At 35.1% G+C, this 15,691-nt stretch carries 12 protein-coding genes; 10 read left to right on the forward strand and 2 right to left on the reverse strand.

Annotated elements, in window-relative coordinates; all coding sequences use genetic code 11:
- Positions 1-175 precede the first annotated feature (175 nt).
- The 8 genes from Q3907_RS05895 (at position 176) to Q3907_RS05930 (ending at position 7,452) form a co-directional block, all read left to right on the forward strand.
- Positions 176-436, forward strand: coding sequence for a co-chaperone GroES (locus tag Q3907_RS05895; RefSeq protein ID WP_295643706.1), 261 nt, complete (start codon positions 176-178; stop codon positions 434-436).
- 16 nt (positions 437-452) lie between these two features.
- Positions 453-2,066 carry a chaperonin GroEL gene (gene groL / locus Q3907_RS05900; RefSeq protein ID WP_295643703.1) on the forward strand — a complete coding sequence of 538 codons (1,614 nt, stop codon included), beginning with the start codon at positions 453-455 and terminating at the stop codon, positions 2,064-2,066.
- 181 nt (positions 2,067-2,247) lie between these two features.
- Positions 2,248-3,420 (forward strand): ABC transporter substrate-binding protein, encoded by a 1,173-nt coding sequence (locus tag Q3907_RS05905; RefSeq protein WP_301897647.1) that lies wholly within the window; start codon positions 2,248-2,250, stop codon positions 3,418-3,420.
- A 50-nt stretch (positions 3,421-3,470) separates the two neighbouring features.
- Positions 3,471-4,349, forward strand: a complete 879-nt coding sequence (locus Q3907_RS05910) for a branched-chain amino acid ABC transporter permease (RefSeq protein WP_003864764.1) — start codon at positions 3,471-3,473, stop codon at positions 4,347-4,349.
- A 3-nt stretch (positions 4,350-4,352) separates the two neighbouring features.
- Positions 4,353-5,309 (forward strand): branched-chain amino acid ABC transporter permease, encoded by a 957-nt coding sequence (locus Q3907_RS05915; RefSeq protein WP_118325118.1) that lies wholly within the window; start codon positions 4,353-4,355, stop codon positions 5,307-5,309.
- Positions 5,306-6,085, forward strand: coding sequence for an ABC transporter ATP-binding protein (locus tag Q3907_RS05920; protein ID WP_227976474.1), 780 nt, complete (start codon positions 5,306-5,308; stop codon positions 6,083-6,085). The genes Q3907_RS05915 and Q3907_RS05920 overlap by 4 nt, the downstream gene beginning before the upstream one ends.
- Before the next feature lie 7 nt (positions 6,086-6,092).
- A complete protein-coding gene (locus Q3907_RS05925; RefSeq protein ID WP_288536291.1) occupies positions 6,093-6,797 on the forward strand; it encodes an ABC transporter ATP-binding protein in 705 nt (234 codons plus the stop codon).
- A 4-nt stretch (positions 6,798-6,801) separates the two neighbouring features.
- On the forward strand, positions 6,802-7,452 hold the full coding sequence (locus Q3907_RS05930; protein ID WP_288536244.1) for a CBS and ACT domain-containing protein: 651 nt from the start codon (positions 6,802-6,804) through the stop codon (positions 7,450-7,452).
- A gap of 31 nt (positions 7,453-7,483) precedes the next feature.
- Here Q3907_RS05930 and Q3907_RS05935 read toward each other — a convergent pair whose 3' ends face one another.
- Positions 7,484-8,692: an L-serine ammonia-lyase, iron-sulfur-dependent, subunit alpha gene (locus Q3907_RS05935; protein WP_301897648.1), complete on the reverse strand. Its 1,209-nt coding sequence runs from the start codon at positions 8,690-8,692 to the stop codon at positions 7,484-7,486.
- A gap of 149 nt (positions 8,693-8,841) precedes the next feature.
- On the opposite strand from Q3907_RS05935, the gene Q3907_RS05940 reads away from it, so the two are divergent.
- A complete protein-coding gene (locus Q3907_RS05940; protein ID WP_301897649.1) occupies positions 8,842-10,614 on the forward strand; it encodes an acyltransferase family protein in 1,773 nt (590 codons plus the stop codon).
- A gap of 18 nt (positions 10,615-10,632) precedes the next feature.
- Here the strand turns inward: Q3907_RS05940 and Q3907_RS05945 are convergent, their stop codons facing one another.
- A complete protein-coding gene (locus Q3907_RS05945) occupies positions 10,633-11,340 on the reverse strand; it encodes a hypothetical protein (RefSeq protein ID WP_295645046.1) in 708 nt (235 codons plus the stop codon).
- A 248-nt stretch (positions 11,341-11,588) separates the two neighbouring features.
- Here Q3907_RS05945 and Q3907_RS05950 point away from each other — a divergent pair, with 248 nt between their 5' ends.
- Positions 11,589-15,686: a DNA-directed RNA polymerase subunit beta gene (locus Q3907_RS05950; RefSeq protein ID WP_301897650.1), complete on the forward strand. Its 4,098-nt coding sequence runs from the start codon at positions 11,589-11,591 to the stop codon at positions 15,684-15,686.
- The last annotated feature ends 5 nt before the right edge of the window (positions 15,687-15,691 follow it).

Raw genomic sequence — 15,691 nt, forward strand, 5'->3', positions numbered from 1 at the left:
AGCAGCGCCTTGAGACGCGAGCTGGCAGTAAAGGCTTATAGCCGCAGAGAAAACCGCGCTTTTTAAACGCGGTTTTTATTTGTTAAAATTTAGCAAACTTATTGCATCAGTGCTAAAAATGAGTATAATAGTATTTAGCAGTTAGAATAGTTAAGTGCTAAAAGGAGGATGAATTATGTTACAACCTTTACATGATTATGTTTTATTAAAGAAAGAAAAAGAAGAAAAAACTACGGCAAGTGGAATCATTTTGACAAGTGGGAAAGAAAAGTCAAAGCTTGCAGTTGTCGCAAGTATTGGAGCGGATGTTAAAGATACTGGATATGCTTGTGGAGACAAAGTTTTATATAAAGAATATTCAGGCACTACAATGAAGATTGATGATGAAGAATTTATTGTCATCAAAGATGAAGATATTATTGCGGTAAGCAAATAGTAGGAGGTAACAAATTATGGCTAAAGAAGTACGTTTTTCAAAAGATGCTCGCGAATCTATGTTAAGAGGTGTCAACACACTAGCTAATGCGGTTCGTGTTACTTTAGGTCCTAAAGGACGTAATGTTGTTCTTGAAAAGGATTATGGTTCACCATTGATCACAAATGATGGTGTAAGTATTGCCAAAGAAATTGAATTGGAAGATAAGTTTGAAAATATGGGTGCTAAATTGGTATATGAAGTTGCCAATAAGACCAATGATACAGCCGGTGATGGAACTACAACAGCTACTATTTTAGCTCAAAGTATGATTGAAAATGGTTTACGCCAAGTCGATCGTGGAGCTAATCCAGTATTGATGCGTGAAGGTATTGAAAAGGCAGCTAAGGCAGTAAGTGAATATATCTTATCTGTTTCTAAGAAAGTAGAAAGCAGTAAAGATATTGCCAATGTTGCGACAATTTCATCAGGTTCAGAAGAAATTGGTAAGATCATTGCGGATGCGATGGAAAAAGTAGGTCGTGATGGTGTCATTTCAACAGATGATTCAAAAGGCTTTGAAACAGAACTTGAAATTAGTGAAGGTATGCAATATGACAAGGGTTATGTTTCTCCATATATGGTTAGTGATCGTGAAAAGATGGAAGCAACCATGGAAAATGCTTATGTTTTGGTAACGGATCAAAAAATCACAAATATTCAAGAAATCTTGCCTTTACTAGAACAATTGGTTCAGGCAAATCGTGCATTATTGATTATTGCGGAAGATTTGGAAAATGAAGTAGTTTCTACTTTGGCATTGAATAAGCTTCGTGGAACATTCAATGTAGTGGCTACTAAAGCTCCTGGTTTTGGTGATAACCAAAAAGAAATGTTGCAGGATATTGCGATTATGACAGGTGCTAAATTCTATTCAAAAGATTTGAATATGGAATTGAAAGATATGCAGTTATCTGACTTAGGTACAGTTAAGAAGATCGTTGTCACAAAGGATAATACAACAATGATTGGTGGAGCTGGAAGTAAAGAAGAAGTGGCTGCTCGTGTAGCCGAAATTGAAGCGCAAATGGAAAACACTACAAGTGATTATGATAAGAAACGTATGGCAGAGCGTTTAGGTAAATTATCAAATGGTGTTGCAATCATTAAAGTGGGTGCTGCAACTGAAAGCGAATTAAAAGAAAAGAAACTTCGTATTGAAGATGCATTGAACTCAACTCGTGCTGCTGTTAGTGAAGGTATTGTCGTAGGTGGTGGAGCTTGTTTAGTAAAGGCTTATGTAGCTTTGAAAGATGAAGTGAAATCGGATGTAGTCGATGTTCAAAAGGGTATTAAAGTCGTATTTGATGCATTATTGGCTCCAATTGCACAGATTGCTGATAATGCTGGATATAACAGTGAAGAGATTGTTGAAAGACAAAAAGAAGCTGGCGAAAATGTAGGATTTGATGCTAAAAATGGTGAATGGGTAGATATGATTGAATCTGGTATCATTGATCCTACAAAGGTAACTCGTAATGCATTGATGAATGCTTCTAGTATTTCAGCATTGTTCTTAACAACAGAGGCTGGAGTTGCAAAAATCGATAAAGAAGAACCAGCACCTGCAATGCCTCAGGGAATGTATTAATAGTTGATTGAATAGCTAAGGTTTTGATAACTTTAGCTATTTTTTTTGTTAAGAAAACAGCTGAAAATGATGTAAATTGTAAAATGTAATGTAAAATTAAATGTAATAAAATGTAAAAAGTGCTTGAAAACGTTTTCTGCTTGCGCTATTATATCTGTACAACTCGAGGGAGGTATAGATTATGAAAGGTAAATTATTAAAAATGTTTGCTTCAAGTGCTGTCGCATTAAGTATGTTAGTCGGATGTAGTTCTGGTGGAGGAACAGCCGCAACTGAATTAAAAGAGGGAGATACAGTCAAAATTGGTTTGAACTATGAATTATCTGGTGCTGTAGCTTCTTATGGTCAAGCGGAGTATAAGGGAGCTCAATTAGCAATTAAACAATATAACGCAAATAAGGATTCAAAGTATAAAATTAAAGCTGTTAAAATGGATAATAAAGGAGATGCGAGTGAATCTACTAGTGCGGCTACAAAATTGATGACTGAAGATGGTGTAGCATTAGTTGTAGGTCCTGCAACTTCTGGTGCTTCTATCGCAACATATCCAGTAGCGGATCAAAACCAGGTTCCAGTTATTTCACCATCAGCTACTCAGGTCGATGCAACAATGAATGGAGATTCTCCTTATGAATATGCATTCCGTATTTGTTTTGAAGACTCATATCAAGGTAAGGCAATGGCTAAATTTGGATATGAAAATTTAGGAAAGAGAAAAGCTGTAATTATCAATGAAGTTAGTGATTATGGAAAAGGTCTTACTAAGGTATTTACACAAAAATTTGAAGATTTGGGTGGAGAAGTTGTAGCTACTGAAAGTTATAATGCTAAAGATACTGACTTTGCAGGTATTATCACGAAAGTAAAAGATAAAGGGGCAGATGTATTATTCATCGCTGGTTACTATTCAGAAGCTGGATTAATTATTAAACAAGCTCGTGAAGCTGGCATGGATTGCACAATTTTAGGTGCTGATGGATTTGAATCAGAAAAATTAGCTGAACTTGCTGGTAGTGAAAATTTAAATAACTGCTACTATTCAACTGCTTATACTACAGTTAACGCAAGTGATGATTTAACTGCATTTGTAAATGCATATACTGAAGAATATGGAGAAGCTCCAAATATGTTCTCTGCATTAACATATGATGCTACTAACTTAGGTTTACAAGCTTTAGAAAAAGCTGGTAAAACAGGTGCAGATCTACAAAAGGCTATCGCTGATGCTAAATTTGAAGGCTTGACTGGTTCATTCACATTTGATAAGACACATTCACCTAAGAAATCTGTATTAGTTGTTAACTTAGTAGATGGTGTTCAAACTGAAGCCGTATCAGTAGATCCAAATAAATAAGTATTTGTTCAGGGGGACAATTCCCCCTCTTTTTTAATAAGGAGGTTAATATGACAGCTTTTTTACAACAACTAGTCAATGGTCTATCCTTAGGAAGTATTTATGCCTTGATTGCCTTGGGATATACCATGGTTTATGGAATTATTAAATTGATTAACTTTGCACATGGAGATATCTATATGTTAGGTGCGTATTGTGCATTTCTAATCACAACATATTGTGGATTGGGATTTATTCCTGCCCTATTGATTTCAATGGTTTTTTGTGGAGTCGTTGGTGTTTTGATTGAACGCATTGCGTATAAGCCACTTCGTCATGCGACTCGAATTACCGCATTGATCACAGCAATTGGTGTAAGTTATGTATTGGAGTATGCAACACAATATATTATGGGAAGTGAAGTAAGAACTTATCCTAAATTATTAACGAGTGCATCTTTTCATTTAGGACCCGTTACGATTACGATGCAACAAGTTTATATTTTTGTGATTACCGTAATTTTAATGATTGTTTTGCAATTTATTGTTCAAAAGACAAAAATGGGTCGCGCCATGCGTGCTGTAAGTGTTGACGAAGATGCTGCACGTTTGATGGGAATCGATGTAGATAAAACAATTTCTTTTACATTCTTATTAGGATCTGCTTTAGCGGGTGTTGCCGGTGTTCTAGTTGGTATTTACTATAACTCAATCAATCCATTAATGGGTATGACGCCAGGGTTAAAAGCATTTATTGCCGCTGTATTTGGTGGCATTGGAAGTATTCCAGGAGCCATGATTGGTGGATTGTTTATTGGTATTGCCGAAACGATGGTTACCGCATATGGTAGTTCTTTGTATAAGGATGCGATTGTTTACATTATTTTAATTTTGATTTTGATCTTAAAACCAGCTGGTTTATTAGGTAAAAACGTTAGAGAGAAGGTGTAAGTCATGCGCAAAGAATTATTGAATAAGGCAAATTTTGCCTGGCTTGTACTTTCTGTTGTATCTTTTGTAGTTTTAACGATTTTAATGAAAGTTGGAATTATTGGATCTTATTATTCAATTACTTTATATAATATTTTTATTAATATTATTTTAGCTGTTTCTTTAAACTTAGTTATTGGTGTATGTGGTCAGTTCTCATTAGGACATGCTGGATTTATGTGTATTGGAGCATATTGTGCTGGTATTATGGTTAAAATGATGCCAAATATGACAGGACTAGTGATTGGCGTATTGATTGGTTTTGTTCTTTCAACCATTGTAGCTTTGATTGTTTCTATTCCAACATTACGTTTAAAAGGAGATTATTTGGCTATTGCAACTTTGGGATTTGCAGAAATTGTTCGTATCCTAGTACAGAATATGGAAATCACAAATGGAGCAGCCGGACTAAATGGAATTCCAAAATTAACTACATTTCCATTGTTGTTTGTGTGTGCTGTTATTTCAATTTTAGTTGTTTGTAACTTTACACATTCTGCTCCTGGACGAGCTTGTTTATCGATTCGTGAAGATGAGATTGCTAGTGAGGCAATGGGCATCAATACCACGAAATATAAAGTTATTGCCTTTGTGATTGGTGCGTTATTAGCTTCTTTAGCTGGAGCATTGTTTGCTTGTAACTTCTATGTTATTAAGCCAGATCAATTTACATTTAATAAATCAATCGATATCTTAGTTATGGTCGTATTTGGTGGTATGGGTTCTATGACATCAAGTGTCTTGGCAGCTGTTGCGATTGGTATTATCAATGTTGTTTTGGCAAACTTCTCAGAAATTCGAATGATTATTTATGGCTTGGCATTGGTTGGAATCATGATCTTTAAGCCAACGGGAATTTTAGGCACAAAAGAATTGTCATTTAAGAAATTATTTGATAAGCGAAAGGAGAAATCTGCATGAAAACAATTTTAAATGTAAAAAATTTGACAAAGAATTTCGGCGGTCTTTGTGCAGTTTCTAATGTGTCCATGACAATCAATGAGGGAGAGCTTATTGGTTTGATTGGTCCAAATGGTGCTGGTAAAACAACATTATTCAACTTGTTGACAGGGGTCTATGAACCAAGTAGTGGTTTGATTGAGTTGATGGATCAAGATAAGAGTATTCAGATTGGTGGATTGAAGCCTTATAAAATCACAAACTTAGGTGTTGCACGTACATTTCAGAATATTCGTTTATTTAAATCGATGACAGTATTAGAAAATGTTAAGGTTGCGATGCATAAAAATATTCGTTATGGAAGTTTAGCTGCGATTTTGCGTTTGCCTTCGTATTATAAAGAAGAGAAATGGGTCGAAGAAAAGGCAGAAGAACTTTTAAAAGAAGTTGGATTATATTCTTTAAGAAATGAATTGGCGACAAATCTTCCTTATGGTAAACAACGTCGATTGGAGATTGCTCGTGCTTTGGCAATTCAGCCCAAAATTTTATATTTGGATGAGCCGGCTGCTGGTATGAATCCGCAGGAAACAAAAGAGTTAACAGAATTGATTGATCATATTCGAGAGAAATATAAATTAACTGTAATCCTGATTGAACATGATATGTCTTTGGTTATGAAGATTTGCGAGCGTATTTATGTTTTGAACTATGGTAAAATGATAGCGAATGGTACGCCTGAAGAAATCAAACAAAATGAGTTTGTAGTTAAGGCATATTTAGGAGAGGAGATCTAGTATGGCAATGTTAGAAATCAAAGATCTTCATGTGCATTATGGTGTTATTGAAGCTTTAAAAGGCATTAGTTTAGAAGTGAATGAAGGTGAAATTGTCGCGTTGATTGGTGCCAATGGAGCTGGAAAAACGACGATGATGCAGTCAATTAGTGGCATTGTTAAAAAGTCGGGTGGAGAAATCAACTTTTTAAATGAATCAATTATGAAGGCCAATCCGAAACATATTGTTGAGATGGGTTTAACGCAAGTGCCGGAAGGCCGTCGTATCTTTACGGGTATGAGTGTATATGAAAATTTGATGATGGGTGCTTTTTTAAGAAAAGATAAAGACGGAATCAAGCGTGATTATGAAAAGGTCTGTGAACAGTTTCCAATCTTAAAAGAACGTATGAATCAGGATGCTTCTACTTTATCTGGTGGTGAGCAACAAATGTTAGCGATGGGACGTGCTTTAATGGCTAAGCCTAAATTGTTACTTTTGGATGAGCCAAGCATGGGGCTTGCTCCTATTTTGGTTAAGGAAATCTTTAATATTATTGAAGAAATCAATAAGTCGGGAACAACGGTTTTATTGGTAGAACAAAACGCAAAGATGGCTTTGTCGATTGCACATCGTGCCTATGTTTTAGAGACGGGTAAAGTTGTAATGTCAGGTACAGGTGAAGAGCTTGCCAAGAGTCCGGATGTTCAAAAGGCATATCTAGGAGGATAATAAGATGTTTAAAGTTAAAGATTATATGACAAAAAATGTTATATGTGCTGAACCAGATGCAACGATTTCACAAATCATTGATTTGATGAAGGAAAAGGGAATTCACCGTGTTCCAGTTGTTGAAAAAGGTCAACTTGTTGGATTGATTACTGAGGGTATGATTTCAAATTCGGGTACAACGAATGCGACAAGCTTAAGCATATATGAATTGAATTATTTATTGTCAAAAACAACTGTAAGTACTGTGATGGTAAAAAAAGTCATTTCTGTGGATGAGAATGAATTGATGGAATATGCGACACAGAAAATGTTGAAAAACAATATTGGATGTCTGCCGGTAGTCAATGCATCGGGTGAAGTTACGGGTATTGTAACGCAAAATGATGTATTTAAATGTTTCTTGAATGTTCTTGGATGGGATGAAGTGGGTTCAAGAATTACGGTTGCCGTAAAAGATGAAATTGGTGCCATTGGTAAGTTGTCGGAAATCTTTGTTGAAAACAAAGTGAATATCAATCATATTGGTGTGTATTCTTTTGAAGATGGAATTGCCAATCTAGTTATTCGTTGTGATACTACCGAACCAGATGATTTACAAGCCGATTTAGAACGAAAGGGCTATAAAGTATTAGAGTGTTTTGTTCGTGATAAATAGAGAAAAGGTCTAATTCACATGAATTAGGCCTTTATGCTTTTTCAGGTACAACAACGGCTAGTCCACCTAGTGCACTTTCTTTTAATTCAATTGGAAGTTTCTTTCCTGTTAGATTCATGGTTTGAACGACCATATCAAAGCTTACACGATTCTTTTTCACATTGCGTAAATATTTGGCAAGTCTTGCGGCATCCACACTTCTTTGTGCAGCTACGGCATTTCTTTCAATACAAGGAATCATGACGTATCCGCCAACTGGATCGCATGTAAGTCCTAGATGGTGTTCTAATCCAATTTCTGCAGCACATTCAATTTGTTCATTATTTTGAAGCTGGCAATAAGCTACAAAGGCAGCACCCATTGAGCAGGCAGCACCAACTTCGGCCTGACATCCGGCTTTAGCTCCTGAAATGGTTGCGTTTGTTTGAATTAGATTTCCAATCAATCCGGCAACTTTTAAACCTTGAATAAGTGTCTTTTTAGGATATTTTTGATCATGATAGAAATGATATACAAGACTCGGTAATACACCGCAACTACCCATTGTTGGAGCAGTTACGACAATGCCTCCACTAGCGTTTTGTTCGTTGGCTGCATAGGCATAGCTACTTAGTAATAAACTGTTTTTGTCTTGGATATCACTACAACTTTGTGCTGATTGGTATAATGCGTGGGCTACACGATCGATTTTTAAACTTCCAGGCAATACTCCAGTCTTTTTTAATCCAGTATTTACTGTTTTTAACATTTGTTTGAAGATTTGATTCATGTAAGAATCAAATTCAGTACCTTCTACTTCATCGATATATTGATCTAAACGTAAATGTCGTTCATTGCAATAGACTTGAATATCATCCATTTTTGTATGTGGATAAATTTCAGGGTCGACATTGCCTTTTTTACCATCGATTTCAATTTTACCGCCACCAATTGAAACGAAAGTGTGTTGTGCAATTTTAGTATCATCATTAAAAACTTCGATAATCATCGTGTTTGGGTGTTCAACTTCTTTTTTTAAATCAAAGATGATTTCACATTTGTTAGCACCCAATGTTTTTAGGATGATTTTATCTGTAAGATGTCCTTTTCCTGTAAGTGCTAAAGAACCAAATAGGGTAATTTTGAAGTGCGAGGCATCTGGATAGTGCTTATTAATATACTTAGAAGCCATCATTGGACCAAATGTATGTGAACTACTAGGTCCGGGTCCGATTTTATAAATTGTTTTAATACTTTGCATGTTATTTTCCTTTCTGGAATCTTTATATATTATATTGTATTTTACAAAAAAGTGATATTAAAAATTTATATATTTATTAATAAATATTAAGGTTTATTTGTGCTAAAATATAAACTGCTTATAAGAGCGTGATAAGGGGATATGTTGATATGAAAGAAAAAGGAAACCGAATAAAGGGAATGGATGGATTGCGGGGTATTGCCATTATTGGAATTACTCTTTTCCATATGTTTCCTAATGTCTTTAAGGGTGGTTATTTAGGAGTTGTTTTATTTTTTGTCTTAACTGGTTTTTTAATGGTTATCACAAATAAGAAAAAAATGGAAAACAAGGAATTTTCTGTTATAAAATTTTATGTATCAAGAATAAAAAGATTGTACCCGCCATTGTTGGTAATGGTTTTTACAACTTTAGGAATTTATTTCTTTTTGGCTAATGATAGTTTGCGTGGAATGAAGATGCAAGTATTAAGTATATTTGCGGGTTTTAATAACTTTTGGCAGATTTCACAGAGCTTGGATTACTTTACTAGAATTGCGAATACTTCACCATTTTCTCATTTATGGTTCTTGTCTATTGAAATGCAGTTTTATTTGATTTTTCCGCTTTTATTATTTGGATTATATAAGTTGGAAGAAAAAAAAGGAAAGTCGAATACAATCAAGACAATGTTTGGAGTCACTGTTGCTTTTGCGTTAATAATGCCAGTCCTTTATTTGTGTGGGTTTAATGTAACAAGATTGTATTATGGAACAGATACTCGAGTTTATTCGTTATTTGCCGGAATGCTTTTGGGTTGGATATATACAAAGGAAGAGGAAACGAAAAAGAATTTTTATATTTCACTTTCTTTGATTGGAATATTGGCTGTTTCTTACTTTATTTTTGCTGGTAAAATGCCAATTGTATATTTATTAGTGTTGGCACTAACAACAATTTTGTCTATGTTCTTAATTGAGAAAACGGCAAATAGCTCAGTTTCGTTGGATGTGCCTATATTAGATTGGATTGGTAGACATAGTTATGAAATTTATTTATGGCAATATCCAGTGATTTATTTGTTTCAGTATAAGGATTGGAATAAACATTTCATCATATATTTATTTGAATTTGTAATTTTGATTGCACTTGTTGTATGGACAAATTATTTCTTAAAAGTGTTTAAGTACAAGCAAATTAAGCCTAAATTTCAGAAAGCGGTACTGGCTTGTGGAATCGTTGGCTTGGTATTTCAGGCAACTGGTGTTGTTGCTTTAGTAACTTCAAAAGAAGTGGATTCAACTGAGTTACAAAAGCGTATTGCAGAAAATGAAGAAGCAATCAAAAAGAAAAAGAATGCAAAATCAGATGGTAAAATGGAAAAGGCTAAAGATGTAGATTATAGCTCAAGTGGAAATTCACAGAAAGTATCCGATAAAGGGTTATTCTGCATAGGAGATTCCGTTATGTTGTCGGCATATACAAATATTCAAGCCGTTTATCCTGATTCTATTGTAGATGCAGCTGTTTCACGACAAATATATCAGGCTCAAGACATATTGCGTTGGTATCAGTCACAAGGAAATATTCATAATACAGTTGTTATTTCACTTGGAACAAATGGCGTTTTAGATGAAAATAATGTTGAACAAGAGCTAGAAATGATTGGTTCAGATAAATCTATTTTCTGGGTCAATATATATGCGCCAGGTGTTGAATGGGAAGCTAGCAATAATGAATATTTACAAGAGTTAGCAAAAAAACATTCAAATATAACAATTGTTGATTGGAATTCTTATATTTCACAGCATACAGACCTGTTAGAAGCAGATGGAATACATCCAATGGAGCCTGGAGCAGATGCCTATGCTCATTTAATTCAAGAAAAAATTAATGAAGTTATGCAAAAACAAAAAGAGATAGAAGAAAAAGTAAAAAAATAGAAAAAGACTGCAGAAAAATTAATCTTCTGCAGTTTCGTTTTTATATTCTTCTAAATCATTTGGAAAGTTGATCTTCTTTAGATTTTTGATGTTTAATTTTAATGAAACATCAATATCAGCACTTGCATTTTCTACTGTTTGCGTTCCTATAAAATTTAGAGCAAGATGAGTAATTTTATTATTCCTGATTGTTGCTTCTAATGTAGCATTATCTAGTTTGATTGATCCCATGTTATCGAGTAGTGTTGCTAATTTGCTTGTATTAACTTTAAAAGTATAGTTGTTATCTTCCTTTTTAGAGGAATCAAACAATTCACACAATTGATCATCCGTTAAATCTAGAAATGGGTTGTATGCATTTAATTTTGAATTTTGTTTTAACCCAATCTTATCCACTGTACTTTGTGTTTTTGTTCCCATGGAATTTAAATATGTTTTTCCATCTTTGATATAAAAGTTCAAAAAGTTGTTTTGTACGTTTTTTCCTGCAACAAGACCGATTGAACTGGCAACTTGTAAATCGTCTTTTTGAAGAATTTGGGCATTAATATTTAATTTTGAATCTTTCATAGTGAGTATTCCATTGATTTGGGCGCTTTTTAAATTTAGTGTATTATCTAACGCATTAAAGAATGTGAGAATATCATCGTTATTTTTTGAGTGCGAGCATCCTGCAAGTGAAAGGGATAAAAAACAAGTTAATATGAATGTTAATAGTTTTTTCATTATAGACTCCTTCTAACTTTCATTATTGTATTAGGAATTGGTTTGTATGTCAAAAAAAGAAAAAAGCACCTATTTCATGTGGGTGCTTAAAAAGGATAGGCATTATTTATATCCTATTTTCATGATTTTGTCAAGTTTTTCTTGACATTTGGCACTTTTACTAGTAGTATAATAAATTGCATAATAGTGTAAGTTTTCGGATGAAAACTTCCTAATATAGTACAAATTCGAACGAAAGGATGGCATGCATGGACAACAACAAAGCATATCGTATTGTCTCGTGTGGAAAGAAATCTTCCCGCCGAGATTACTCAAAGGTTAGTGGTAAATTAGAGTTACCTAATCTTGTCGAAATCCAGACAGATTCATTTAAATGGTTTACGCAACAAGGTATCCAAGAAGTATTTGAAGAAATCTATCCAATTGAAAACTATGGAAAAAACATTCGTTTAAATTTCTTGCGTTATCATTTTGAAGAACCAAAATATAACGCTGAAGAATCTATGTATAGAGAATGCAACTTTGCAGCACCTCTATATGCAGATATGGAATTGGAAGTTACAGACTCAGAAACTGGGGAAGTTGTAACAAAGAGCGAAGAAGTATATTTAGGGGATTTCCCTTTAATGACAGAAACTGGTACATTCATCATCAATGGTGCGGAACGTGTAATCGTTAGTCAGATCGTACGTTCTCCTGGAGCATATTTTGCGGACAGTTATGATGAAAAGACTGGTAAACAAAACTTTAGTTGTGAATTAATCCCAAGTCGTGGTACTTGGCTAGAGTTCATGACTGAACAAAAGAAAACTACAAATGGACGTTTGATCAACGTTTCTATTGACCGTCGTCGTAAAGTATTATTCAGTATCTTATTCAAGGCTATAGGTATGTCTTTGAATATTGGGGTAAATGAAGATACTCATGATACATCAATGATGGAAACGTTCTTACGTGCAATGGGACGTAACTGGTCTGATGTAGCTACAGATGCAGAAGATCGCGAATACATGAATATGTATTTGTTGTTGTACACTGCCTTCTTTGGAAAATATGAAGAAATTGAAAATACTTTATTGAATGATAAAGTAAAAACTACTCAGGAAGCTTTACTTTCTTTCTATGAAAACCAGAGAAGTGATGAAATTCCTACATTAGATGGATCAATCACTTTGATGCAGGCTAAATTCTTTGATCACCGTCGTTATGATTTGACAAAGGCTGGCCGTTATAAATTACGCAAGAAATTAAATGCAATCGATCGTATGTATGGTATGACACTTGCTCATGACATAGTTGATGTAAATGGTAATGTTTTCATGGAAAAAGGTACTATGGTTCATCGTGATGAAAAAAATGCATTGCGTGAAGAATTGGCTAAAGGCACTTATTGTGTCGCTTATCCATTCCGCTCAGAATTCCATGAAGAAGATATTGTTTCAATTCCGACAAGCTGGACTACAGGATTAATTGGTCGTGTATTGGCTAGTGATGTAGAAACGGAAGATGCTTATTTAGATGCTGGTACAGTATTAACTGAACAAGATGTTTTAGCAATCCAAAAGGTTGTTGAAAATGTTGAAATTTTTGCAGGATTGTTTGCACAACCAGTTAAATTAACAGCTGAAAATATGGATTCTGTATTTAACTATGGACAACGTTTATATGCACTTGGACGTTTAACAAATGCGCAAGGTGAAGATATTGTTGATGCGGATATGGAATTAGTTGCGAACCGTTATATGGTTGGCGTAAGTCCAGATGCTATCGATAGTGATGTTGAAACACAAGTTAAACAACGTGCTTTAAGTGAAGATATCACAGCATGGTTGATTGGTGCATGTGTTCAAGAAGTATATATTATTGACAACAATGGGGATGAAGTACGTGTTGCTGGAAATGACCCATTCGCAAACAAGCATACAATTACAGTTTCAGATATGTATGCATTCTTCTCATATAGTTTAAATGTTATGGAAGGTGTAGGAACAACAGATGATATCGATATGTTAGGAAACCGTCGTATTCGTTCTGTTGGTGAATTGATCCAAAACCAATTCCGTATTGGTTTATCTCGTATGGAACGTGTTGTTAAAGAACGTATGTCAATTCAAGAAATGGATAGCTTAACACCAAGAAAATTGACAAACATTCGTCCTTTGACAGCTGCAATTAAAGAATTCTTCTCTAGTTCGCAATTGTCGCAGTTCATGGATCAACAAAACCCTCTAGCTGAGTTGACAAACAAACGTCGTATTTCAGCTTTAGGTCCAGGTGGTATTAGTCGTGACCGTGCAAGTTTTGAAGTTCGCGATGTTCATAACTCTCACTATGGTCGTATTTGTCCAATCGAAACGCCTGAAGGACCAAACATTGGTTTGATTAATAACTTAACAACTTATGCTCGTATCAATGAATATGGATTTATCCAAACACCTTATCGTAAGGTAAATGCAGATGGTACAGTTAGTGAAGATACAGTTTACTTAAGTGCGGATGAAGAAGCAGATTATGTAATTGCTCAGGCCAATGAGGTTCGTGATGGTCATTTAGTAAATGAACGTGTCGTAGCTCGTAAGGCTGGTGAAACTATTATCGCTGATCGTGAAGAAGTAGAACTTGCCGACGTCAGTCCAAAACAGATCGTATCTGTTGCCACTGCTTGTGTACCATTCTTGGAAAACGATGATGCTTCTCGTGCCTTAATGGGTGCCAACATGCAACGTCAGGCCGTTCCATTATTAGTTCCACATTCACCTTATGTAGGTACTGGTATTGAATATAAAATTGCCAAAGACTCTGGTGTAGGTATTGTCGCCAAACAAGATGGTGTTGTAGAGTATGTAGATAGTTTACGTATTGTTGTTAAAGATAATGAAGGTGAAAACCATACTTATCAATTACGTAAGTTTGCTCGTTCAAATGCAAGTACTTGTATTAACCAACGTCCAATTGTAGAGGTTGGAGAAAAAGTTGAAAAGGGCGATATCTTGGCTGATGGTCCAAGTATGCAAAATGGTGAATTGGCTTTAGGTCAAAACGTTGTTATCGCATATACAACATGGCATGGATATAACTACGAGGATGCCATCATCATGTCAGAACGTATGGTTAGTGATGATGTATATACTTCAATTCACGTAGAAGAATATGATATTGACTGTCGTGAAACTAAGTTAGGTCCTGAAGAAATCACTCGTGATATTCCTAACGTTGGTGAAAGCGCAGTTCGTAAATTAGATTCAAATGGTATCATTATGGTTGGTGCCGAAGTAAAAGAAGGAGATATCTTAGTTGGTAAGGTTACTCCAAAAGGACAAAGTGAAGTTAGTCCAGAAGAAAAATTATTATTAGCAATCTTTGGTGAAAAATCACGTGAAGTTCGTGACAATTCATTGAAAGTACCTCATGGTGGTGCTGGTATTGTTCATTCTATTCGTGTGTTTAAACGTGGAGATGGATCGGATCTTCCTCCTGGAGTAAATATGCGTGTTAAAGTATATATCGTTCAGAAACGTAAGATTTCTGAAGGTGATAAAATGTCTGGTCGTCACGGTAACAAAGGTGTCATCTCTAAGATTCTACCAATCGAAGATATGCCATTTATGGCTGATGGACATCCAGTTGATATCTTGTTGAATCCATTCGGTGTACCTTCTCGTATGAACATTGGACAGATTCTAGAAATCCACTTAGGTTACGCAGCTCGTAAACTTGGTGTTAAATTCTCTACATCTGTATTCGATGGTTTATCAAATGAAGACTTGCAGGATGTAATGCGTGAAGCAAGCATGACTGTAGATGGAAAACAGGTATTATACGATGGACAAACTGGACAACCATTTGATGAACGTATTAGTGTTGGTGTAATGTACATGATCAAGTTGGCCCACATGGTTGACGATAAATTACATGCTCGTGCTACAGGACCATACTCTTTAGTAACTCAACAACCTTTGGGTGGTAAAGCTCAAAATGGTGGTCAGAGATTTGGAGAGATGGAAGTTTGGGCATTGGAAGCATATGGTGCTGCCCACACTTTGCAAGAAATCTTGACAATCAAATCTGATGATATTCAAGGTCGTATTAAGACTTATGAAGCTATTATCAAAGGTAAAGATATTCCAGAACCAGGGGTTCCAGAATCATTCCGTGTATTGATGCACGAATTACAAGGTCTAGCAATCGATATTCGTTTGTTAGATGAAAATAATAATGAGGTTGACATCACATTAGATGATGATGACCAGGACGCTCATCCAGCTCAACCTTTACAAGAGGAAGTTCAAAAGGAAGAGTTAGTCGACGATATTGAAGAAGAAAATAACGAAGAAGAGGAGGCGTAGTATAA

It is taken from the genome of uncultured Holdemanella sp., from assembly GCF_958348295.1.
In the GTDB taxonomy this organism is placed as follows: domain Bacteria; phylum Bacillota_I; class Bacilli_A; order Erysipelotrichales; family Erysipelotrichaceae; genus Holdemanella.